The sequence below is a fragment of the Amnibacterium kyonggiense genome (assembly GCF_004364555.1).
In the GTDB taxonomy this organism is placed as follows: domain Bacteria; phylum Actinomycetota; class Actinomycetes; order Actinomycetales; family Microbacteriaceae; genus Amnibacterium; species Amnibacterium kyonggiense.
This window is the reverse complement of the sequence record NZ_SOAM01000004.1, coordinates 162,381-183,397: the sequence shown is the minus strand read 5'-3', so window position 1 is coordinate 183,397 and position 21,017 is coordinate 162,381. Positions and strand designations below refer to the sequence as shown.

General features: G+C 70.4%; 17 protein-coding genes. 5 read left to right on the top strand and 12 right to left on the bottom strand.

Features of this window, described 5'->3' with window-relative positions; all coding sequences use genetic code 11:
- Positions 1–11 precede the first annotated feature (11 nt).
- Together CLV52_RS17120 and CLV52_RS17115 are read right to left on the bottom strand one after the other, a co-directional pair.
- The gene (locus CLV52_RS17120) at positions 12–1,457 is read right to left on the bottom strand and encodes a hypothetical protein (protein WP_133767615.1); all 1,446 of its coding nucleotides are present in this window, start codon (positions 1,455–1,457) and stop codon (positions 12–14) included.
- Positions 1,454–2,770: a hypothetical protein gene (locus tag CLV52_RS17115; RefSeq protein WP_133767614.1), complete on the bottom strand. Its 1,317-nt coding sequence runs from the start codon at positions 2,768–2,770 to the stop codon at positions 1,454–1,456. The genes CLV52_RS17120 and CLV52_RS17115 overlap by 4 nt, the downstream gene beginning before the upstream one ends.
- 114 nt (positions 2,771–2,884) lie before the next feature.
- Between CLV52_RS17115 and CLV52_RS17110 the strand changes: the two genes are divergently transcribed.
- Positions 2,885–3,349 carry a VanZ family protein gene (locus CLV52_RS17110; protein ID WP_162850925.1) on the top strand — a complete coding sequence of 155 codons (465 nt, stop codon included), beginning with the start codon at positions 2,885–2,887 and terminating at the stop codon, positions 3,347–3,349.
- A gap of 48 nt (positions 3,350–3,397) precedes the next feature.
- Positions 3,398–4,924, top strand: coding sequence for a sugar transferase (locus CLV52_RS17105; RefSeq protein WP_162850924.1), 1,527 nt, complete (start codon positions 3,398–3,400; stop codon positions 4,922–4,924).
- Between the two features lie 76 nt (positions 4,925–5,000).
- Here CLV52_RS17105 and CLV52_RS17100 read toward each other — a convergent pair whose 3' ends face one another.
- Together CLV52_RS17100 and CLV52_RS17095 are read right to left on the bottom strand one after the other, a co-directional pair.
- The gene (locus tag CLV52_RS17100) at positions 5,001–5,969 is read right to left on the bottom strand and encodes a glycosyltransferase family 4 protein (protein ID WP_133767611.1); all 969 of its coding nucleotides are present in this window, start codon (positions 5,967–5,969) and stop codon (positions 5,001–5,003) included.
- Positions 5,970–5,982: 13 nt separating this feature from the next.
- Complete coding sequence (locus CLV52_RS17095; protein WP_211342744.1) at positions 5,983–7,068, bottom strand: glycosyltransferase; 1,086 nt, start codon at positions 7,066–7,068, stop codon at positions 5,983–5,985.
- 217 nt (positions 7,069–7,285) lie between these two features.
- Here CLV52_RS17095 and CLV52_RS17090 point away from each other — a divergent pair, with 217 nt between their 5' ends.
- Complete coding sequence (locus tag CLV52_RS17090) at positions 7,286–8,659, top strand: O-antigen ligase family protein (protein WP_162850923.1); 1,374 nt, start codon at positions 7,286–7,288, stop codon at positions 8,657–8,659.
- Here CLV52_RS17090 and CLV52_RS17085 read toward each other — a convergent pair.
- From CLV52_RS17085 to CLV52_RS17070, 4 genes are read right to left on the bottom strand one after another with little or no spacing between them, the layout of a single operon-like run.
- A complete protein-coding gene (locus CLV52_RS17085; protein ID WP_162850922.1) occupies positions 8,635–9,867 on the bottom strand; it encodes a glycosyltransferase in 1,233 nt (410 codons plus the stop codon). The genes CLV52_RS17090 and CLV52_RS17085 overlap by 25 nt on opposite strands.
- The gene (locus tag CLV52_RS17080) at positions 9,864–10,538 is read right to left on the bottom strand and encodes a DapH/DapD/GlmU-related protein (RefSeq protein WP_133767607.1); all 675 of its coding nucleotides are present in this window, start codon (positions 10,536–10,538) and stop codon (positions 9,864–9,866) included. The genes CLV52_RS17085 and CLV52_RS17080 overlap by 4 nt, the downstream gene beginning before the upstream one ends.
- Positions 10,535–11,734, bottom strand: coding sequence for a glycosyltransferase family protein (locus tag CLV52_RS17075; RefSeq protein ID WP_133767606.1), 1,200 nt, complete (start codon positions 11,732–11,734; stop codon positions 10,535–10,537). Before CLV52_RS17075 ends, CLV52_RS17080 begins: the two co-directional genes overlap by 4 nt.
- 43 nt (positions 11,735–11,777) lie before the next feature.
- Positions 11,778–13,055: a polysaccharide biosynthesis protein gene (locus CLV52_RS17070; RefSeq protein WP_133767605.1), complete on the bottom strand. Its 1,278-nt coding sequence runs from the start codon at positions 13,053–13,055 to the stop codon at positions 11,778–11,780.
- 203 nt (positions 13,056–13,258) lie between these two features.
- Between CLV52_RS17070 and CLV52_RS17065 the strand changes: the two genes are divergently transcribed.
- Complete coding sequence (locus tag CLV52_RS17065; RefSeq protein WP_133767604.1) at positions 13,259–15,145, top strand: DUF4012 domain-containing protein; 1,887 nt, start codon at positions 13,259–13,261, stop codon at positions 15,143–15,145.
- A gap of 6 nt (positions 15,146–15,151) precedes the next feature.
- Here the strand turns inward: CLV52_RS17065 and CLV52_RS17060 are convergent, their stop codons facing one another.
- From CLV52_RS17060 to CLV52_RS17045, 4 genes are all read right to left on the bottom strand, one after another.
- Positions 15,152–15,616 (bottom strand): FAD synthase family protein, encoded by a 465-nt coding sequence (locus CLV52_RS17060; protein ID WP_133767603.1) that lies wholly within the window; start codon positions 15,614–15,616, stop codon positions 15,152–15,154.
- Between the two features lie 2 nt (positions 15,617–15,618).
- The gene (locus tag CLV52_RS17055; protein WP_246018199.1) at positions 15,619–16,815 is read right to left on the bottom strand and encodes a glycosyltransferase; all 1,197 of its coding nucleotides are present in this window, start codon (positions 16,813–16,815) and stop codon (positions 15,619–15,621) included.
- Positions 16,808–18,043 carry a DUF1972 domain-containing protein gene (locus CLV52_RS17050; RefSeq protein WP_133767602.1) on the bottom strand — a complete coding sequence of 412 codons (1,236 nt, stop codon included), beginning with the start codon at positions 18,041–18,043 and terminating at the stop codon, positions 16,808–16,810. Before CLV52_RS17050 ends, CLV52_RS17055 begins: the two co-directional genes overlap by 8 nt.
- Positions 18,044–18,256: 213 nt before the next feature.
- Positions 18,257–19,549: an O-antigen ligase family protein gene (locus CLV52_RS17045; RefSeq protein ID WP_133767601.1), complete on the bottom strand. Its 1,293-nt coding sequence runs from the start codon at positions 19,547–19,549 to the stop codon at positions 18,257–18,259.
- A 108-nt stretch (positions 19,550–19,657) separates the two neighbouring features.
- Between CLV52_RS17045 and manA the strand changes: the two genes are divergently transcribed.
- Positions 19,658–20,986: a mannose-6-phosphate isomerase, class I gene (gene manA / locus CLV52_RS17040; RefSeq protein WP_133767600.1), complete on the top strand. Its 1,329-nt coding sequence runs from the start codon at positions 19,658–19,660 to the stop codon at positions 20,984–20,986.
- The last annotated feature ends 31 nt before the right edge of the window (positions 20,987–21,017 follow it).

Sequence of the window (21,017 nt, the reverse complement as noted above, 5' to 3'; positions counted from 1 at the left end):
AGGGCTGCGCGTCACCCGTTCGGGGGAGAGCGTACGAACCGATTTGGCCTTCGCCGGGAGGACACGACGCTCCGCTCGAATTCGACGAGAAGTGATCCGAGCCGGGAGAGAAGTCGTGCTCGGCCGACTGCCGCCACGAGGACCCAGAGTACGGCGGGAACGAAGACGAGGTACCAGAGGACGAAGTTCACGGAGGTCGCCGTGAAGGAGTGGGACTTGCCGATGACGAACCAGCTGACGGCGGGCGCCGCCGTCGCCAGCAGCAGGACCGCGTCACGCCTCGCCTCGGGCCGGCCTCGGAAATGGTCCACAGTCGCTACTGCAACAGCCCCGACGACCATGACCCAGAACGCTCCGGGGCCGAGAGCGAGCGGAGTGAACGGCCCTCCGATGCCGATCGACAGGACGCTGGAGCGCCAGTCGACCAGGTAGATGGCGAGGACCTTGAGGGGAGAGGCCTTCAGGGACTCCACCGTCACGGCGTCGGCCCCCAGGGATGAGGAGCCGTACGTGCGCTTGAGGGCGTCATGGAGGATCGCCTGGAGCCCGGCCGGCAGTGAGCCGTCTCCGGCGACGAGGGCGTGCACGACGAGGACGACGACGAACCCGGCACAGCACGCCCCGAAGATGACGCCCGCATCGCGGAGCACGGGCCGCCAGTTCCGAGGTCGTCCGAGCACCGCTGCGATCATGGGGATCGATGCGGCGAGCAGCGTCGTGAAGGTGAGGAACTCGTAGCCGGTCGTCGCCTTCACCGCGGTCCCGACCCCGACGAGGACGAACGCCGACGCGCGGACGCCCCGCCTCCTCGCGCCGACGGCGAGGCACGCCGCGAGGGCCGGGAGGAGCCAGGTCCACGGCACCCAGTACAGGTTGTGCGCCGCCGAGACGACCCACGGTGAGAGCAGCGACGTCACGAGGACGGCGAGCGCGAACGACCGGCGGGTCACCCACGCGAGCGCAGCGAGGAACAGCACGAAGACGATGGAGAACAGGCCGGACTCGACCGTGTTCAGGCAGTTCAGGGTCGTGCACCCGTGCTCGAACAGCTCGGTGAACAGTCGCCCCTGCAGGCCGAGCGAGCTGGGGTAGGGCACGTAGCCGGTGGCGGTCGGGGGCTGTCCGAACTGCAGCGCATCGAACGTGTCGTAGGGAGACAGGACCTGCGGGACCGCGTTCTGCAGCCCCCACGGCGAGGTGCCGCGCCCGGTGACCTGCTGCTCGATCTCGGCGAGCACGAGCGCTTGGGACTCCCGGTCCCAGTTCGTGAAGAAATAGGTGTCGCCCGGCTGGAGGACGTTCGCCTGGAAGACGGGAAGCAGCGCGAGGGCCAGTGCGGCCAGGCCGAGGACGGCAGCGCCGATGCGCGTCGCCGCTCGCCCGCGCACCGACGTCATCGCGGTGGAGGCCGCGTGCAGGCTCGACCGCGCCTTCGTCGCGATGGCTCGGGCGCTCATCGTGACGCCGCCGCGCCGAGGCGCTCCGGCTCTGCCTCCGGTGGCCGCAGCCACCGGAGGACTGCCGAACCCAGCAGCCAGACGAGGGTCGGTATGCAGATCAGGTACCAGAGCACGTAGTTCTCGTTGGTCTCGGTGAACGAGTGGGACTTGGCCAGCACGAACCAGCTGAGCGCCGGGGCGACGCCGGCCACCAGCACGGCCAGGTCGCGTCGTCCCCGGACCGGTTCCCGGACGAGCTGCAGGACGACCGCACCGACCGCCAGCACGCTCAGCCCCCAGAACCCGCCCGTGCCGATGGACAGCGACGGGTACGGGCCGCCGATCCCGACGGCGAACAGCGCAGTGCTCCAGCCGACGATGTAGCGGGTGAGCACGGCCCCGAGACTCGCCTTCAGGGAGGCGTTGACGAGCGGGTCGGAGTCGAGCGCCGCGGAGCCGTGCGTGCGTCGGAGCGCATCGTGCACGACGAAGTCGGCGCCGGCGACGAACGAGCCCTGACCCGTCACGAGGATGTGCACGATCAGGACGACGAGGAAGCCGGCGACGCACGACGCGAACACCGCGGCGCTCCGTCGGAACGCGGTCCGCCGGTCGACGGGGCGCCCGAGGAGCATGGCGAGGACCGGGATCGATGCGGCCAGCAGGGTCGTCGTCGAGAGGTACTCGTAGCCGGTCGTCGACTTGAGGGCCGTTGCGGCACCGGCCATGACGATCCAGACGATCCGCTGGCGTCGCGTCCGCGCGAGGACGACTCCGGCCGCCGCGCACGCCGGGAGCAACCAGGTCCACGGAACCCAGTAGAGGTTGTGCGCCGACGAGACCACCCACGGCGAGACCAGCGACGAGAGCAGGACGACGATGCCGAACGATCGCCGCACGGCGAGCGCGAGCAACGTCGTGAACAGCACGAGCACCAGGCTGAAGACCCCCGATTCGACGGTGTTCAGGCAGTTGAGCGTCGAGCACCCGGCTCGGTAGAGGCCTTCGAACGCCCAACCCTGCAGCCCGAGCGAGCTGGCGTAGGGCGAGTAGCTCGTGCTCGCCGGCACCGCTCCTCCTCGCAGGCCGTCGAACGTCGAGTAGGGCGCGTCGGGATCCGGATTCGCGGCGACCAGGCCGAACCTCGACGACCCCTCGCCGGTCGTGTCCTGCTCGATCTTCGAGAGCACGAGCGCCTGTGAGTGCCGGTCCCAGTTCGTGAAGTAGTAGGTGTCGCCCGGCGCGAGAATGTTCGCCTGAAAGACGGGGATGAGTGCGAACCCGAGCGCGACGAGGGCGAGCACCGCCTGGATGGTCCTGCGACGCGTCATGGCAGCACCGTGACACCCCCCGTTCGCGGGGGAGCGCTGACGCGCCGACGTCGGTCCATGGGACCATGCAGCATGGGCCGAGCAACGCACGCCGGCGCGTTCCGCGTGCGGTTCGTGACCGTTCTGACCGTCGTCTACATCGTCTTCGTGCTGCTGGTGACGTTGTGGCCGACCACGGTCGACAACGGCCTGGACCCCTACATCGATCGTCTGCTCCAGAAGCTGTGGTCGAAGGGCGTGCCCACCTTCGTGGACTACGGCTTCGTCGAGTCCGCCGCGAACGTGGTTTTCTTCGTGCCCGTCGGGTTCCTGCTGGGAATCCTCTTCCCCTATCGGTTCTGGTTCCTCGCCATCGTCTGCGGGGCCCTGCTCTCGGCAGCGGTCGAGACGGCGCAGGGGCTCTTCCTGCCCGGACGGGTCTCGAGCCTCGCGGACGTCCTCGCGAACTCCATCGGCGCGGTCGTCGGCTGCATCCTGGCCGTCGCCGTGAGGATGCTGATCCTCCACAGAGACACATTGGTCATTCGCGATGTGCTCGAAGGTCGGCGTGCCTCGAACGGGTTACCCGTTCCGAAATAGAACCTATGTCGACCAGCACGTCTGCTCGACCTGGGGGAAATGGTGGCAGTGACCACGGAACGACCGCGACTGACCGGCGAGACGCCCCGTCCCCGCGCGGGCCGGCGCCTGCGGGACGAGCAGCCGATCGGTCTCCCGATCCGTCGGACGAACCCGACGTGGGAGAAGGCGTTCCAGCGCAGGCTCATCGCCTCGGACGCGATCCTGCTGGCCCTGACCCTCGCCGGCACGCAGGTGATCTGGCTCGGAGCGGAGACGTCGCCGACCTACATCGCGACGACGATGCCGGTGAGCGTCCCGTACTCGCTCGCCAGCGTGGTGCTCTTCGTGCTGTGGATGGCCTTCCTCAAGCTGTTCGGGACGCGGAGCCCTCGCGTCATCGGCTCGGGCTTCGCCGAGTACAGCCGAGTGGCGGGAGCCAGCTTCCGGCTCTTCGGCCTGCTCGCGATCGTGGCGCTGCTGCTGCAGTTCAACCCTGCTCGGGGCTACATCGTGACGGCGTTCCCGGCGGGCGTCGCGCTGCTGATCGGTTCGCGGTGGGCCTGGCGCCAATGGCTCCGTCGGCAGCGCCGCAGCGGCCGCTACCTCATCCGCGTCCTGCTCGTCGGAGCGCCGAGTTCGGTCGAGCACCTGTACGAGGAGTTCACCCGGCGGAAGTATCTCGGCTTCGAGATCGTCGGGGCCTGCCTCCCGAAGCGGATCAAGGACGGCGCGGACGTCCCGGTCGAGCGCCTCGGCTCGTTCGAGGACGTCGGCGTCATCGCCCGTCGCCTCCGCGTCCACGCCGTGGCGCTCGCCGGCTCGGAGGAGCTGCCGCCGGAGGCGGTGCGCCGCATCGGGTGGCGGCTCGAATCGACCGGCGTGGACCTGATGGTGGCGCCGGCGATCACGGAGGTCGCGGGGACCCGGATCCATACGCGCCCGGTCGGCGGCCTGCCCCTGATGTACGTCGACTCGCCGTCGTACGACGGTGGCAAGAAGATCGCGAAGTCCGTGCTCGACTTCGGACTGGCCTGGCTCGCGATCGTCGTCACGTCGCCGCTCATGATCGCGACCGCGATCGGGGTGAAGCTCACGTCCCCCGGCCCGGTGCTCTTCCGGCAGCAGCGGATCGGTCTGAACGGCAAGGCGTTCGACGTCTACAAGTTCCGCTCGATGCGCATCGGCGCCGATGCCGAGCTCGCCGAGCTCCTCCGAGAGCAGGGCACCGACGACAAGCCGCTGTTCAAGGTCGAGAACGACCCGCGCATCACGCGATTCGGCGCCTTCATCCGCAAGTACTCCCTCGACGAGCTGCCCCAGTTCTTCAACGTCGTCCGCGGCGACATGAGCATCGTGGGGCCGCGCCCGCAGCGGGCCGAGGAGGTCGCGCTGTACGACAACGCGGCGGGCCGACGGCTGCTGGTCAAGCCGGGGATCACCGGCTTGTGGCAGGTGAGCGGCCGCAGTGACCTGTCGTGGGAGGACACGATCCGCCTCGACCTCTACTACGCGGAGAACTGGTCGCTCTTCGACGATTTCGTCATCCTGCTCTGGACGGTCAAGACGGTGCTGCAGTCGCAGGGAGCGCGCTGACCCGTCGCTGACGGCCGCGACCCCAGGCGATGGGCGGCGCGCCGCGGTCGTGTGCTGCCGACCTCCGACCGGCGGCTCAGAACGAGGTCAGAGCAGCGTCCACCCTTCCGGCGACGGCGTCCCAGGAGTGCCGGTGCCGCCACGCGGCGTCCGGGAGCGGATGTCCGGTCCGGTCGTCGATGACGGCCCGCATCGTGTCAGCCCAGGCGGAGGGGTCGTGCGCGTCCTGCACGGCGGCCCCGTGGGGGCCGACCACCTGGGCGACCGCCTCGCACCCGGCCCAGTGGACGACTGGACGACCGACGGCGATGGACTCGACGGCCGGCAGGCCGAAGCCTTCGCTGAGGGACGGCATCAGGAGGGCCCTGCTGCTCGCGTAGACGTCGCGCAGCTCCTGGTCCGTGCAGTCGCTGACGGCGCGGACACGATCGGTCACGCCGAACTCCGCCGCCAACTCCTGCACCGCCTGGGAGTCCCTGCTCACGACCGTGAGCCGTGCTCCGGTGACCTGCGCGAGCGCGGCGAAGACGACGCGCGGGTTCTTGTGCGGCTTCAGGTTGCCCACATAGGCGAACGTCGCGTCATCCGGGGGGAGCGTGACCGCGGCCTCGAGGAAGATGTCCGAACACCCGTTCCCGACGTCGACGACGCGCACGTCGTCCCGATCGATCCAGGTGCGGATCGAGCGCGCCGAGGTGGGCGAGACCGTGATGACGAGACCTGCTCGTCTCACCGCGGGTCGGACGAGGCGCTCGTAGTAGAGGCGTTTCGCGGTCGAACGCTCGTCAGGGTCGTCGAGGTGGATGAGGTCGTGCAGCGTCAGGACCTGACGAGCCCTGCTGAGGCCGGCGTTGAAGCCGGGGGAGTAGACGATGTCCCTGCCCGACAGACGCAGACGACCCGGGTTGAGCACGTCGAGCGGAGACAGCGGGTCCACAGGTCCGGTCAGGGCCCGGTGCGGCACCCGCATCCGCGGGACGACCTCGCCCGCGAACCGGGCGATGCCGTGCGATCCGGTCCAGCGATCGTCGACCAGCAGCACCATCAGGCGCTCCGGCTCATGCGGCGTCGACCCACGCGTGCACCCTCGCCTGGAAGGCCTCCACCGAGAAGCTCATCGCGTGCTCGCGGATCCGTTCGCGGTCGAGGGTCAGCGCTTCCTCCACCGCGCGGGCGAGGCTCTGCGGCTCGAAGTCGTCGAGCAGGACGCCGCTCAAGCCGGGGCGGACGGACTCGCGAGCACCGCCGATCGCGTTGGCGACGACGGGGGTTCCCGCCGCCATCGCCTCGACGGGCATCATTCCGAAGTCCTCGACGGGCGGGAAGACGAAGACATCGGCTCGCTGGTACAGCGCGTACAGCATCGCGTCGCTCGGGTCGTCGACCAGCATCACGGGCACGGCGGCGTGCGTCGCCATCGCTTCGAGCATCGTGCGGTCGGGGCCGCTCCCGGCGAGGACGACGGGGAGCCCCGCCGCTTCACCCGCGCGGATCACCACATCCAGCCGCTTGTAGGACACGAAGCGAGAGGCGCCGAGCACGAAGCGCCCGGGCAGGCCGTCGAGCACCGATCGCTCATCCGCCCCGAGTCGAACGGCCCAGTCCTGCTCCTCCGCGATCCGATCGACGTCGACCGGGGGGTGGATGACGATCGCGTCCCGACCCCAGGCGCGCTGCACACGCGTGCGGACGTACTCGCTGTTCGCGGCGATCGAGGTCGCCTCCTTCGCTCGGAGCCGATCGATCGGCTTGAGCGCCACGGAGACCAGTCGCGCGATCGCGGATGCGCCGCGGTCGTCGAGCTCCGGGTTCCAGATGTATCGGGCAGGGGAGTGGACGTACACGAACTTCGGTCGCCCGGAGGAGCGGCCGCGCAGCCGGATGTGGTGGGAGAACAGGTGGCTGCTCGCGATGACCCAGTCGTAGTCGCGCTGCTTCGGGACGACGCGTCGCCAGACGGCGGGCAACACGAGCGCAGCGAGGGCCTTGCGGTCACGGAACGGGGACCGGGCGAGCCAGCTCTCGCGGACGTCGTGCCCCTCGAGTCGCCTCGGGGCGTTGTTCCAGGGGACGACGACGTCCGAACCGGGGAACGCATCGGCGATCGCAGCGGCGACTCGTTCAGACCCGCCGCGCGGCTCCACCCATTCGTGTGCGATAAGGCCGACGATGATGTACCCCCTTCTGGGCTCGTGCGCCATCCAGTGTCGCCGGGTCCCCCCTAATCTGTGCGGACGACACGGCAGGAGCCTCAGCTTGCAGCGGACTCAACGGACCTTCACGTCGCGAGCAGGCGACGCGGCCCGTGTCCCGTCGGTCCGTGCGGAGGACCGAGCGGGAGCCCGCCGGACGATCGCCGGCGTGCTGTGCGCGCTCGGGCTCTTCACCATGTCGTGGGACCGGCTCGCGAACATCGGGCTCGGGCCGTACAACGTGAAGCTGCCCGTCGTCCTCCTGACGGTCGCCGCGCTGCTGCTGATCCCGGAGTGGTGGCTCCGGGGGGCGGGATGGGTCCGAGCACGCGGCCCGCTCCGCTGGCTGGTCCTCGTCGCGATCGTGATGATCGTGCTGTACTCCGTGCGCGCGCTCTTCGTGTCGCCGATCACAGCCGGTCTCGCGCAGGTCGTCGCGCTCGGAACGGGGGCGGTCGCCCCGGCGCTCGCCGTGATCGGCGTGGTCCGCTCCCGAGCGGACGTCGTCTGGGCGCTCCGCTGGGTCCTCGCCGGTGCCGTCGTCGCCGGGCTGTTCGGGCTGTGGCAGCTCATCGCGTTCTACACCGGTCTTCCGCAGCTCATCGCCTACACGGGTGTCGGAACCTCCGGGGAAGGCGGCCGCATCGCGGCCTTCAACTACGAGCCCGCCTACTTCGCCTACTTCCTCGTGCTCGTGGTCGCCTGCCGCGTCGCGCTCGCGAGGCTCACCGGCATGAAGGTCGGCTGGTGGTCGATCGGCTTCTTCGGCGTCCTGCTGACCCTGGTGAACGCACGGTCGCTGCTGTTCCTGCTCCCGGTCCTCGCCCTGCTGCTCGCGGTCGCATGGCGGGCGCACCGTGCGCTCCTCCTGCGCGGCGTCGTCGCCGCCGTCGTGCTCGGTGCGCTGTCGTTCGCGGTGCCCTCGGTGCTCGACGCCCTGCCGCGCGGCCAGGCCGTCGCATCCTCGGTGCCCAGCTCGACCACGGTGTCCGCCGAGCCGTCGGCGACACCGGAACCGAGTGATGCGGGTGATGCGGGTGATGCGGGTGACTCGTCACCGACCGAGGTCGCCCCTCCGCAGCTGCCCACCAACGTCTTCGACCCCAATGAGCAGTCGTCGAACGCGCCCCGGCTCGACCTCTACAAGGCGGTCCTCAGGGTCGATCTGGACTCGCCCCTGCTCGGGGTCGGCGCCGGCGGTCTCCGTGACGCCCTGGCACGGTCCGGATACGTCGCACCGAATCAAGGTCTGCAGGTCGTCGCCAACAACGAGTGGCTGCAGGCCGCGGCGGACGGCGGTGTCCCGCTCCTCGTCCTCGAGCTGGCCTTCGTCGTGCTCGTCGCCGTGCTGTGGTGGCGAGCGAGACGCGACGCCGCCGCGCAGCCCCTCCTGGCGGGATGGCTGACCGTGCTGCTCGTCGGCGGCATGCTGACGTCGTACTACTTCGACCTGAAGCTCTGGATCGTGCTCGGCCTGGCGCTGGCCGCGATCACGACCGCCGACGCCGACGACTCGGATCAGGCGGTCAGCGCCTCCTCGTAGATCCGACCGAGCTCACGCTGATGGTCGGCGGGCGTCGCCAGCCTCGGCAGCGAAGCGCCCCAGGCGCGAGCACGCTCCGGCGTCAGCGACGAGGCGAACTCGACCGCGGCCGTGAGTTCGGCTTCGGAGCGGTGATCGAAGAGGAAGCCGTTGCGCTCGTCCACGAAATCCGGGATGCCGCCCATGCGCGTCGCCAGCACGGGCGTGCCCGAGTTGAGGAACTCCATCACGACCTGCGGTGCGTTGTCCTCCCAGACGGGCACCATGACCCCGAGGTCGGTCTCCTGGAGGATGCCCGGCAGGTCGTCGGGCCGGTACGGGCCGCGGAGATCGATGCCCGCCTCCTCGGCCAGCCGCCCCCACCTCGGTTCGTCGACCCTGCCGTGGAAGCGGACCTCGACGCGGTCCTTCGGCAGCCGCCGAGCGAGAGCCGCCAGGACCTCGGCACCCTTGTACTTGCTCAGCGTCCCCAGCGCCGTCAGACGCAGCCGTGCCGACGACGTCTTCTCGAGGCGCGGCGCAAGCGCGGACTCGCTGCCGATGTGCGAGACGGTGTACGAGGCTCCCGGGTACTCGCGGCGGTAGAGCTCCTCCACGCGCGCCGCGACGGGCAGGATCCGCGCGGCAGCGCCGAAGAAGTCCGAGATGACCTCGTTCCGTCGGGTGACGGACCTCGACGGGATGCGGGGCAGGGGGAGAGACAGCTTGCGACCGCCGCGACGGAGGAGGTCGACCTGGTCGAGCACGCCGATGCAGCGCTCGCACTTGTGCTTCTCGGGACCGCCGCAGTCCGTGTTCCGCCAGTCCATCATCGTGATGCGCGGGCAGTAGAGGAAGTAGTCGTGGAGGCTGATCACGTACGGGATGCCCAGCTCGGCGAAGCGGCGGTAGAAGGCGACGCCGACCCCGATCGTCAGGTGGAAGTGCACCAGATCCGGCTGGAGCTCCCGGACGACGTCGAGCACGGAGTCGGAGACCTCGGCGTCCTCCGGTGATCGCAGGCTGAAGTGCTGGACGCGCGTCGCGCGGTGGCCGCGGACCATGAAGCCGAGCGGGTGCGACGTCCACGTCTCGTGCTCCCCGCCGTCCAGCACGGCGACCTCGTTCCCCGCGGCCAGCTGGCTCGAGGCGAGCGTGCGGACGTAGTTCGTGATGCCGCCCGGGAAGTCGACGTCGAACGCGGACGACACGTGGAGGATCTTCGTCAAGCCGGTCGTCCTTCGAGTGCGGTCGATGCGGATCGGCGCCACGTCGCCGCGGCTTGATCCCAGGTCTTCAGCGGGCGTGCGGGGGAGCCGCCCGCGATGGTTCCCGCAGCGAGCGAGCGGGTCACGACGGAGTTCGCGCCGATCACGCAGCCGTCGCCGATGGTCACGCCGCCCAGCACGACGACGTTGTCGCCGAACCAGCACCGGTCCCCGATCGCGATCGGTCCGGGGCTGCGCAGCGGGCGGGTACGAGGAGCCGACGACGGATCGGACGAGCCGTGGCCCCGGTACTCCCCGTGGGCGTGGTCCCCGATGTAGACGTTCGATCCGAACAGGCAGTCGTCGCCGATCGCGATCTCGCCGATGGCCGAGACGTGCAGCAGACCGGAGCTCGTGAGACGAGCGCCGATCCGGATCCGCGGTTCGAAGGTCTCGCCCGCGTACGAGGTCACGGCCTCGAGCCACACGGGCCGAGCCGCATCGAATCCCTCGCCGACGGTGATGTGCGACGCGCCGATCACGGTGCTCCCCAGCGGCAGGACGCCGTTCCGCCAGCCGAGCGCGCGGGCGTTCAGCCGTCGGGCGGTCCCACGCGCGACGCGGGTCAGCGCGGTGCGCGCGCCGTGCACCGTTCCCTCCGTGCGGCGGAGGTGCTCGAGGCGGCCGCTCATCGGCGGATCTTCGCGCCCGCGAGCAGGCGGCCCCGCACCCAGCGGAACTGCGCGGGCGCGGTCCGCTTGATGCGGTTGTACGTGTCCGGGAACGCGTACTTGAACGCGAGCGACGAGTCGGCGAGAGCGTTCGTCGCCTGACGGGGGAGGGAGCGGGCACGCCACTTCGCGAACGCCTCCCGCTGGGCGTCGATGAACGGCGAGGGGAGCGACTCGGGGCCGTTGTCGATGAGCTCCTTGCGGTACGTCCGCCGCAGGCGCTTGGTCATGGGACGCCCGCTGCTGTCGGTGTCGAAGCCGTACCTCGGGCTGGCACCGAGATCCGATCGCGCCTGGAGCACGAGCGCGGCGTACTCCCGGCTGAGCGGCACGAGCTCGTCGAAGCCGAGATCGGTGTCCTTCAGCGAGATCGTCTGCCGCTCGCTGATCGCCTCCGGGTCGTTCGGGTCGAACCCGCTGAAGTGGAAGAAGCGGAGGGGCTCCCCCGTGCGATCCATCACCAACGAGCCGTCGCGGCGGGAGAACCGGCGCTCGTGGAGGTTCCAGTGGCCGATGTTGTATCCGTAATGCCGCAGGGAGTGGGCGTCGAACATCGTGGCGCCGATGTCGGTCCACTTCTGGTCGACGAAGAGCCCGAGCAGCGGGTAGATGAGGCACTCGCGCTCGAGGTGGCTCCACCACCACTCGAGGAACGGTCGTCCTGCGCGGCCCACCGCGCAGAACCCGAGGTTGTGCACACCGACCGTGAGGGTGTTGATCTCCGAGCGGAAGGACTCCCCGGGCGGGATCGGCTCCAGGATGTGCGGCGTGAGGACGACGCCGTGCTCGTCCATCAGGTCGTCGAGCTCCTCGATCGAGGAGACGAGGTAGAGATCGGGATCGAGGTACACGGCGCGCTCGTACCGCTCCAGGAGCTGCAGCATGAAGCGCGGCTTCACGCCGGTCGACAGCTCGACCACGTCGTAGATGGCAGCGAGGTCGAGCTGCTCCCGCTCGGGCAGCGCGAGCGCCTCGAGGCCGACGAGCTCGAGCCCTGGCCGCTCCTCGAGCTCGACCTCGCCGTCGACAACCAGCACCACGAAGTGCCGGTCGGGCTGATGGCGCTGGATGCTCGCGTGGAGGGCGAGCGCCTGCGGGAGGTAGTTGCGTGCGACGACCGTGCAGTAGACGGTGTCGCCCGTGGCGGTACCGGGCATGGGAGATCTCCTTCGCTGCCGACCGCGAGGGGGACGCGTGGCTTCAGGACGTGGGTGACCCTAACAAGGGGGACACATCGGACCCCCGTTCCGACGCGCCGATTCGGCGACGCAGCACCTGGACCTGGTAGACCGCGACGACCACCTCCGACAGGGCCGCCGCGATCGCGATGCCGGTCACGCCGAAGAGGATCCCGCCGACGAGGATCGCAGGGATCCCGACGATCGCGCCGAGCACGGTGCTCACCGCGACCTGCTTCACCGCGCCGAGCGCGGTCAGGCACGAGAGGCCGATGATCGCGCTCGTGCTGACGGCGCCGAGTGCGACGCCGAGTGCGGCGACCAGTAGCGGCGGAACGCTGATCCGGCCCGACGAGAGGATCTGGACGCCGAGGCCGCCGAGCAGGGCGAACCCGAGCGCGACCGCCGCGCCGAGCACGAGGGCCACGCGCCCCACCGATCGCGCCCGGGCAGGTCGCAGCACGGGGTCCGCGCTCCCCACGCTGCCCTGAGTCACCTGGAACACGGGCCCGAGCGCGGTGAGCGCGAGCTTCTGGAGCTTGTCGACCACCGCGTACACGGCGACCTGGTTCGGCAGAAGGACGCCGGCGAGCACGACGGGCAGGTTCACGTAGAGCGCCGCGGTCACCGCGGTGACGACACCGCCGGTCTGGCCGCGCAGGCGGTGCACGTCGGCCCGCAGGTCGAATCGCAGCCGGCCCGGATAGCGCCGCAGGACGGATCGCCATCCGAGGGCGACGGCCGCGACGGCGCCGAGCGCTTGGCCGCCGGCGAACACCTCGAGCGGCAGGTGCGTCGTCAGCAGCAGCAGCGCTCCGAGGGCCGTCCCGGCTGCGCGCGGGACCGTCTCGTTGAGCAGGAGCCGCCGCGGCGAGCCCTCCCCGACGAAGAACCACGAGGACCCGAGCGCCGGAAGCAGGAGCGCGAGGGCTGCCAGGACGTCGGCCAACCGGTCTCCTGGAGCGAGCAAGATCACCGCGCCGATCATGATCGGCACGCTGGGGACCGCCAGCCAGACCCGGGCCGCGACCGAGGCGCGGAAGTAGCCGCTTCGTTCCTCGTCGCTCAGGCCTGCGACCGTGGCCGGGCCCGTCACGGCCCAACCGAATGTCACGACGACCGCGACGAATGAGGCGATGGACTGCGCGACGGCGATCCCGGCCCACAGGTCCGCCCCCGCCTGCGTGATGACGATCGGCACCACTGCGAGGCTGATGACGCCGTTGATCACGACGGAGGATCCGAAGCCGCCGAGCCGGCGCACGAGGTGTCTGCGCCGAGAGGGGGCGGTGTCGGCCACGACGAGTCCGTTCGGTCAGGGGGATGGGCGGGGGCAATCCTGCGGCGGCCCGATGCGGGACGGTCGAGGCGCGCCGCGGAGCGGGGAGGACCTGCCGCTGGTCGGGAGGCGACGCTCCGCGGCTCCTCCCGGCGGGACGCGTGACCCTCGAATAGGGTGCATCCGCCCGACGACCGGCCCTCCCGAAAGGACCACGTTCGACCGTGCCCAAAGCCCGCAAGCAGAAGAAGCAGCGCACACGTGCACAGCGCATCCGCCGACGCATCACGATCGGCGGCGTCGTCGCGCTGTGCCTCGGGATCGTCGCGGTCGTGCTCCTCACCGTCTACGTCGGCAACCGCGCGCTGATCGCGAAGGACCAGCTGCAGGCCGCGCAGGGGCGGCTCACCACGTTCAAATCCGCGCTCGGGCAGCCGAACGCGCCGAGCACCGCGAAGCTCTACGAGCAGCTGCAGGCGAACACCGCGAAGGCGGCGCAGCAGGTGGACGATCCGGTGTGGTCGTTCTACGAGCAGATCCCCGTCGTCGGGCCCAACCTCAAGGCCTTCCGGCAGACCGCCGACCTCGTGAACGCCCTCGTTCACGATGGCGTCGGGCCGCTCGCGAAGGCGGCGGACGGCATCAGCGTCGAGAGCCTGAAGCCGAAGAACGGCGGGATCGACATCCAGCCGCTGAAGCAGCTGACGCCCGCGATCGGCGACATCGACGACGCCATCACCGCCGCGGACAGAAGCGCGAAGGCGATCGACACGAAGGACGTCGTCCCGCAGCTCAAGGGGCCGATCGCTCAGGTCCAGTCGCTGCTCGAGCAGGCGGCGCCCGCGACGCACGAGCTCCGCAAGGTCATGCCGGTGCTCTACCCCGCGCTCGGTGGTGAGGGCGCTCGCCACTACCTCTTGATCTTCCAGAACAACGCGGAGGAGCGGGCGAGCGGCGGCAATCCCGCGTCGATGGCGATGCTCGTGGTGAATGACGGCAAGATCAAGCTCGGTCGACAGGGGAACTCGGGCGACTTCCCCCACCCCTACACGGTCCCGCCCTACACGCCGAGCGGCAAGGGCAACGGCGACTGGTCGAAGATCTACACGAACTACGCGTCGACCTATGTCACGAACATCACCATGACGCCCGACTACCCGACGAACGCGAAGCTCGCTCGCGCGATGTGGCGGAACGTCTACGGCGGCAAGGTCGACGGCGTCATCTCCTTCGACCCGGTGGCGCTCTCGTACCTGATGAAGGCGACCGGGCCGGTGAAGCTTGCGGACGGCACGGTGATCGACTCGAACAACGCCGTCCCGTTCCTGCTCAATCAGGTCTATGCCAAGTACACGGACCCGCGCGTGCAGGACGCGGTCTTCGCCTCCGCAGCGCAGGCGATCTTCACCGCGGTGACGAACGGCCAGGGCTCGCCGCAGGCGTACCTCGACCAGCTCAAGCCGATGATGGACGAGCAGCGGCTCAAGATGTGGAGCACGCGGGCGGACGAGGAGAAGCTGCTCCTCGACTCGCAGCTCGGCAACATGCTGCCGAAGGACAACAGCGACGCGACGGTCCTGGGCGTCTACAACAACGACGACGCCACGTCGAAGATGAGCTACTACATGGACGAGCAGGTCAAGGTCACGACCAACACCTGCACGCCGACGCCGAAGTACACGATGTCGGCGAAGGTCATCAACACCCTGCCGCTGAACCAGATCTACTCGCTGCCCGAGTACGTGAAGGCGCACCAGAAGCGCATCCCGATCGGCGGCGACCGGCAATGGGTCCAGGTCTACGGGCCTGTCGGCTCGAAGCTGTCCGCGGTGTACATCGACGGCGAGAAGGTCACGTGGGGCACGAACCTGCTGCCCGAGCTCAACACGAACTACGCCGCCACCGGCGCGTACAACAAGCGGCCCGCCGTGAAGGGGAACATGTACGACCGTCCGGTCGGCGTCGTGAACATCACGATCCCCGCCGCCGACTCGGTCACCGTGAAGGCTGTGTTCACCGGTGGGACGGACAACAGCAAGACCGTGTCGGTGAGCCACACCCCGAAGGTGCGGCCGGTCCCGGTGACCTACGACACCGCGAAGTGCGGGTAGGCCGGCTCAGCCGGTGACGCGCTCGCCGTCCCCGTTCAGGGCGGCGAGCGCGCGGCGCAGCACGGTCGACGAGGTGGACATCGTGTACGGGAAGTAGACGACCTCGACGCCGACGGCGGCGAACTCCCGCTCGAGGCGAAGGCCCTTCTCCGTGCCGCGCCAGTCGTCGCCTTTGAAGAAGTGCGTGAAGCGCACCTCGCGCCAGGTGTCGAGCTTGTCCGGCACGACCTCCGCGTGCACGCGGTCGACGTAGGAGATGTGGCTCACGATCTCCATGCGCTCGGCGAGCGGAATGACCGGGGTGATGCCCTTCGTGACCTGGAGCATCTCGTCGGAGACGACCCCGGCGATGAGCAGGTCGCACTCGCTCTTCGCGTGCCGCAGCAGGTTCAGGTGGCCGATGTGGAAGAGGTCGAACGCGCCTGCGGCGTAGCCGATGCGCAGGGATCGAGCGGTCGAGGGGGAGTCCACGATCACGCCTCCTCAGGGGTGAGCTGCACCCGGTGCAGGTCGCGGGTGCCGGTGGCGACGTGGTCGATGTGCTCCACGATGCGCCGACGGTAGGTCTCGGTCGCGTAGCGCTGCGCCGCGATCGGCGCCATCGCCAGCGCGGTGCGACGGAACGCGCTCCACGACCGGGCGACGCGTTCGAGTGCGCCGGCGAGGGCCGCCGGATCGTCAGCGGGGATCGGGATGGCGGAGGCGAACCCGTCGATCGCCTCCGCCAAGCCGCCGATGGCGCTGACGACCACCGGTCGTCCGGCGAGCACGGCCTCCACAGCCGTGTTCCCGAACGGTTCGTCCAGACGCGACGGCACGACCGCCACGTCCGAGTTCGTGAGCACGGGCCAGACGTCCGTCCGAAACCCGTGGAAGGTCACCAGGTCCTGCAGCCCGAGCCGCGCGATCTGCTCGCGCAGCTGCTCCTCGTACCACTCGTAGCCGGGGAACACGGCACCGACGAGGTCGAGTGAAGCGGGGATGCCGCTCGCGGTGAGCAGGTGCAGCGCGTCGATGGCGACGTCGACGCCCTTGCGAGGCGAGATCCGACCGACGTAGACGATCCGCAGACCGTCGGCGACGGAGGCACGCGGCTCCACGACGTTCCCCGGACCGGGAACGCCGTTGTAGACGACGGTCGACCGATCGGCGAGCCCCGGCATGACCTCGGTCAGGCTGGTCAGGCTGAACGCGCTGTTCACGACGATGCGGTCCGCGATCCTGAGCGGCAGCGCCAGGGCCTTGCGGAGCAGGACCGGCGCCTGCCGCTCGCTCTCGTGGATGTGCACGACGACGGGGACGCCCGTCGACCGAGCTCGGGCCGACCAGAGCGGCACGGTCAGCGTCGACGCGTAGAGCACGTGCGGCTGCACGCTGCGCAGCAGCCGGTCGACGCGGCGCGCACCGACGGCGGAGCGGGCGATGAAACCGGGAAGGCGGGCGGGATGCAGCGCGCGCTTGCGGACGACGGGCAGCGGGAGGACGACGACCTCCGCCCCGAGTGCGGTCGCCTCGTGCACGAGGGGGCCGTCCGTCGGAATCGCGAGGACGACGCGCCATTCGCGTTCGACGAGCGCCGCGATCGTCTCGAGCATCACTCGGTCGGAGCCGTAGAGCTCCGCTCCGGGGTGCGCGATGAGCGCCGTCCGCCGAGCGGAGGTCTCAGCCACGGCCGACCTCGACCGGCAGTGGCTCGACCGACCACGCCGAGTCGGACCGGCGCCCCGTGCTCATGCCGCGGGTGCTGTACCCGCGGGCGAGGCGGCCGGCGAGGCTGCTGTACGCCTCGGTGACGATGTCCCAGTCGTAGTGCTTCCGGGCGCGCTCCTGCATGTGCTCGCCGATGTCGCGGAAGCGGAACGGGTACTGCTCGATCTCCTCGACGCTGCGCGCGAGCTCGGCGGGGGTCGAGAAGTACGACCCGGCGGTGCCGGCGACCTCCCGGTTGAAGACGACGTCCCAGCCGACGACCGCTGTGCCGGCGCCCATCGCGCGGAGGAGGGACGGGTTGGTGCCGCCGACCGAGTGGCCGTGCAGGTAGCTGAGCGCGTGCGCGTAGAGCTGATCGAGGGCGCGCTGGTCCCAGACGCCGCCGAGCAGCCGGATGCGGTCGTCCCGCTGCGCGACCGCGCCGATCGAGTCGGTGTAGCGGGCCGAGTAGGGCGCGGACCCGACGACGACGAGCGGCAGGGTCGCGTTCGACCGGTGGTACCCCTCGACGATCACGTCGACGTGGTTCTCCGGCTCGAAGCGTGCGACGACGAGGTGGTAGGCGCCGGGGATGAGGCCGAGCGCCTCGACGGCGTCGGTCGCCTCGTTCCGGAGGATGCGGGTGCCGTAGCTGATCAGCTCCGTCGGCACATGGAACTCGTCGTCGTAGTAGTCGGCGATGCCCTGCGCGTCGGCGATGAGCGCGTCCGCCTCGCGGACGGCGAGCTGCTCCGCCATGCGGTAGTAGCGGCGCCCCCACTTGCCCCACTTGTCGCGCTTCCACTCGAGACCGTCCACGTGCACGGCGACGGCCGCGCCGCGGGCGCGGATGAGCGGGACGAACGGTGCGTTGGCCGCGTTGAAGACGAACGCGACGTCGTGGCGTCGCTGGGTCGAGAAGTGCGCAGCGGAGAGCGCGGTGTGGCTCAGGGTCTCCAGGGTCTTGGACCGGAGCGCCGGCAGGTTGACCAGCCGCATCCCGAGGTACTCGGTCGGCGCGGTGCGTTCGGTGGAACGGCCGTACACGGTCACCGCGTGGCCCTGCTCGACCAGTCGCTGGCCGATCTCCTCGATCGCGGTCTCGAAGCCGCCGTAGTTGGCGGGGACGCCGCGCGTGCCCAGCATCGCGATCCTGAGGGGGGCGACCTCTCTGCGGTGCTTGGGGGGAGCGGACTGGAGCGAGGTCATGTGGAGGGTCCTCGGATTCGGGTGCGAGAACCGCGCCGGCCGCCGTGGGCTCGGCGTGGTGATCGTTGGGTGACGGGTCGTGCATCGCCGCACCGACGGGTAGATCGGGGGCGAGAGGGGTAGCTACGCGGAGTCCGGTGGGTGCCGGAACACGTAGTGAGGTCGACCCTATTGGTCACCTGCTCGGCATGCCGCCCCCCATTTGGGGGAAAATCAGCGCGCTGAGCTGAGGATCTGCTGATCGTGAGGGCGCGCCGCGACCGCTTGGGGCAGCGGCAGCGCCACGGACAGCGCGACGAGCAGCGCCCAGTTCCCCTCGATCAGCAGGCGGCTCTCGGCCATCGCCTGCGTGAGCAGCGCGGCGAGCAGCAGGAGGGGGAGGACGGCCAGCGGCCGGTCGGTGAGCGCGACCCGGAGCGCCCGGTAGACCACGGAGCCGACGACGGCGACGAGGGCGAGCAGCCCGGGGATCCCGAGCTGCATCTGGATGTCGAGGTAGGCGTTGTGCGCCTGCAGGTACTGCACGCCGTCGCGGATGACGAGGCCGCGGAACGGGTCCACCCAGGGCGCCCAGTAGCTGATCCAGCCGTAGCCGAGGATTGGCCGGTCCTTCACGAGCACGCCGACGAGCCGCCAGATCTCGAGGCGGCCGGTGAAGTCGTCGCCCTTCCCGAGCAGGCGCAGGAACGGCTCCGCGATGCGGGACGACCCGAGCGCCACGAGCGCCACGAAGCCGAGGGAGCCGCCGAGCACGGCGATCCGACCCCGCCGCCCGAAGCGGCGGAGGCCGCCGATCACGAGCGCGCCGACGACGACCACGCCGGCGGCGATGATCACGGTCGCCGAGCGGGTCAGGGCGATCACGAGCAGGTCGAGCAGCAGCGCGGGCACGAGAAGCCGACGCGTGATCACGTGCGCCTGCGCGAGCGTGGTCGTGACGAGGGCGGCGAGCAGCGCCTGGAAGCAGAGCAGGTTCGCGTTCGCGGTGAAGCCCTGGATGCGCCCGCCCTCGAAGATCAGGCCGTTGCTCCAGTAGTAGGCGCCAGGGACGTTGGCGCTGTAGTTCGTCCAGAGCGGCAGGATCTGCCCGGCCGGCGAGAGGGCGACGGCGACCTCGAACACGAGCGAGATCACGAGGGTCGCCTGGAGCATGATCGCGAACAGCGCCGCGAGTCGCACGGGCGGCCGGGCGAGGCACAGGCCGACCGCGACGGTGGCGGTCGCGAGCTGGATGAAGCACCCGACCGGGGTGATCGCCGGGTAGTCGGACCAGGCGGTCGACATGAGGCACAGCGCCATGAAGGCGAGGATCGGCACCGCGTGCCACGAGAGCACCAGGGCCTTCGCCCGCGCGCGATCGCGGGAGATCAGCACGATCGCGCCAGCCAGGAGCAGGAGCGACACCGCGCCGAACCCCCACCAGCTCAGGAGGTCGCGCATGCCGTCGCCGTTCCAGAGCGAGAACAGGGCGACCAGCACGTAGCCGTCCCTCGCCCATCGCCGCACCGTCCGACCCTACGAGGTGCGGCCATGAGCGGACCCGGCCGCACGGAGCGGTGACCGAGCCGTGACGTTCGCGGACGCTCCGCAGGGCGCCCGCGGTAGGAATGAGCCATGTTCGTCGGGATCACCAACACGCCGCGGGACTACGCCTGGGGCTCGCGCACCGCCATCGCGGAGCTGCTCGGCCGGTCCGCGTCCGGCGGTCCCGAGGCGGAGCTCTGGCTCGGCGCCCATCCCGGCTGGCCGAGCACGGTGACCTCCGCGACGCCGGCGCTGGCCGGGCAGCGGCTCGACGAGGTCATCGAGCGCGATCCGTCGGCCTTCCTCGGCGCGGGCCGCACGCGCCTCCCGTTCCTCATGAAGGTGCTCGCCGCCGAGGCGCCGCTGTCGCTGCAGGTGCACCCGGACCCGGAGCAGGCGAAGGCGGGCTTCGAGCGGGAGAACGCCGACGGCGTCCCGCTGGACTCGGACACGCGCAACTACAAGGACGACTCCGCGAAGCCCGAGCTGATCCTCGCGCTGTCCGCGACGTTCGAGGCGCTCGCCGGGTTCCGGCACGTGAGCGAGAGCCGGATGCTGCTCGCGGAGCTGATCACCGCGTCGTCGGGGGAGGACCGCGCGGCGATCTCCCGGTTCGCCGACCGGCTCGCGTCGGGCGACCCGGCCCTGGCTGCGTCGACCGGCAGCAGCCAGGAGACGATCCGCGACGGGTACTCGGAGGCGGGCGACACGACCCCGGAACACCGTGGCGCGGGCAACCCGCTCGAGCAGACTGTCGAGTGGCTGCTCCGCGGCGGCGACGAGGTCGAGCGCCTCGTCGCGGCGGTGGTCGCGGCCGCGCCGCGACTCTCGAAGTCCAGCTTCGCGCGCGAGTGGGCGACCGTCGGCGAGCTGGCCGACGCCTACCCGGGCGACCCCGGCGTCGTCATCAGCCTGCTGCTGAACCGCATCTCCCTCAAGCAGGGGCAGGCGCTGGCGCTGCCGGCTGGGGCGCTCCACGCCTACCTCTCGGGACTCGGGGTGGAGGTGATGACCGCGAGCGACAACGTCCTCCGCGGTGGCCTCACGCCGAAGCACGTCGACGTCGAGGAGCTGCTGAAGATCGTCGTGTTCGAGGCGCTGCCGACGCCGATCGTGCAGCCGACGAGCCCGGAGCCCGGCATCACCGTCTGGCGGCCGACGGCGGACGACTTCGTGCTCGCGCAGGTCGCGCTCGGCGACGCCGCCGCCGTCCACGGGTACACGCTGGCCGGCCCCGAGTCCACGTCGTTCGCGCTCTCCGGCCCCGCTGAGGTGCTGGTCGTGACCGGCGGGCTGTCCATCACCGGCGCGAAGGACGCGATCTCGTTGGGGCGCGGCGACGCCGCGCTCGTGACGCCCGACGAGGGCGTGCTGACGTTCTCCGGTTCGGGCATCGCGTACGTGACGACGACGCCGTAGGGCCGATCCGCCCCTCGAAGGAGGGGGCGAC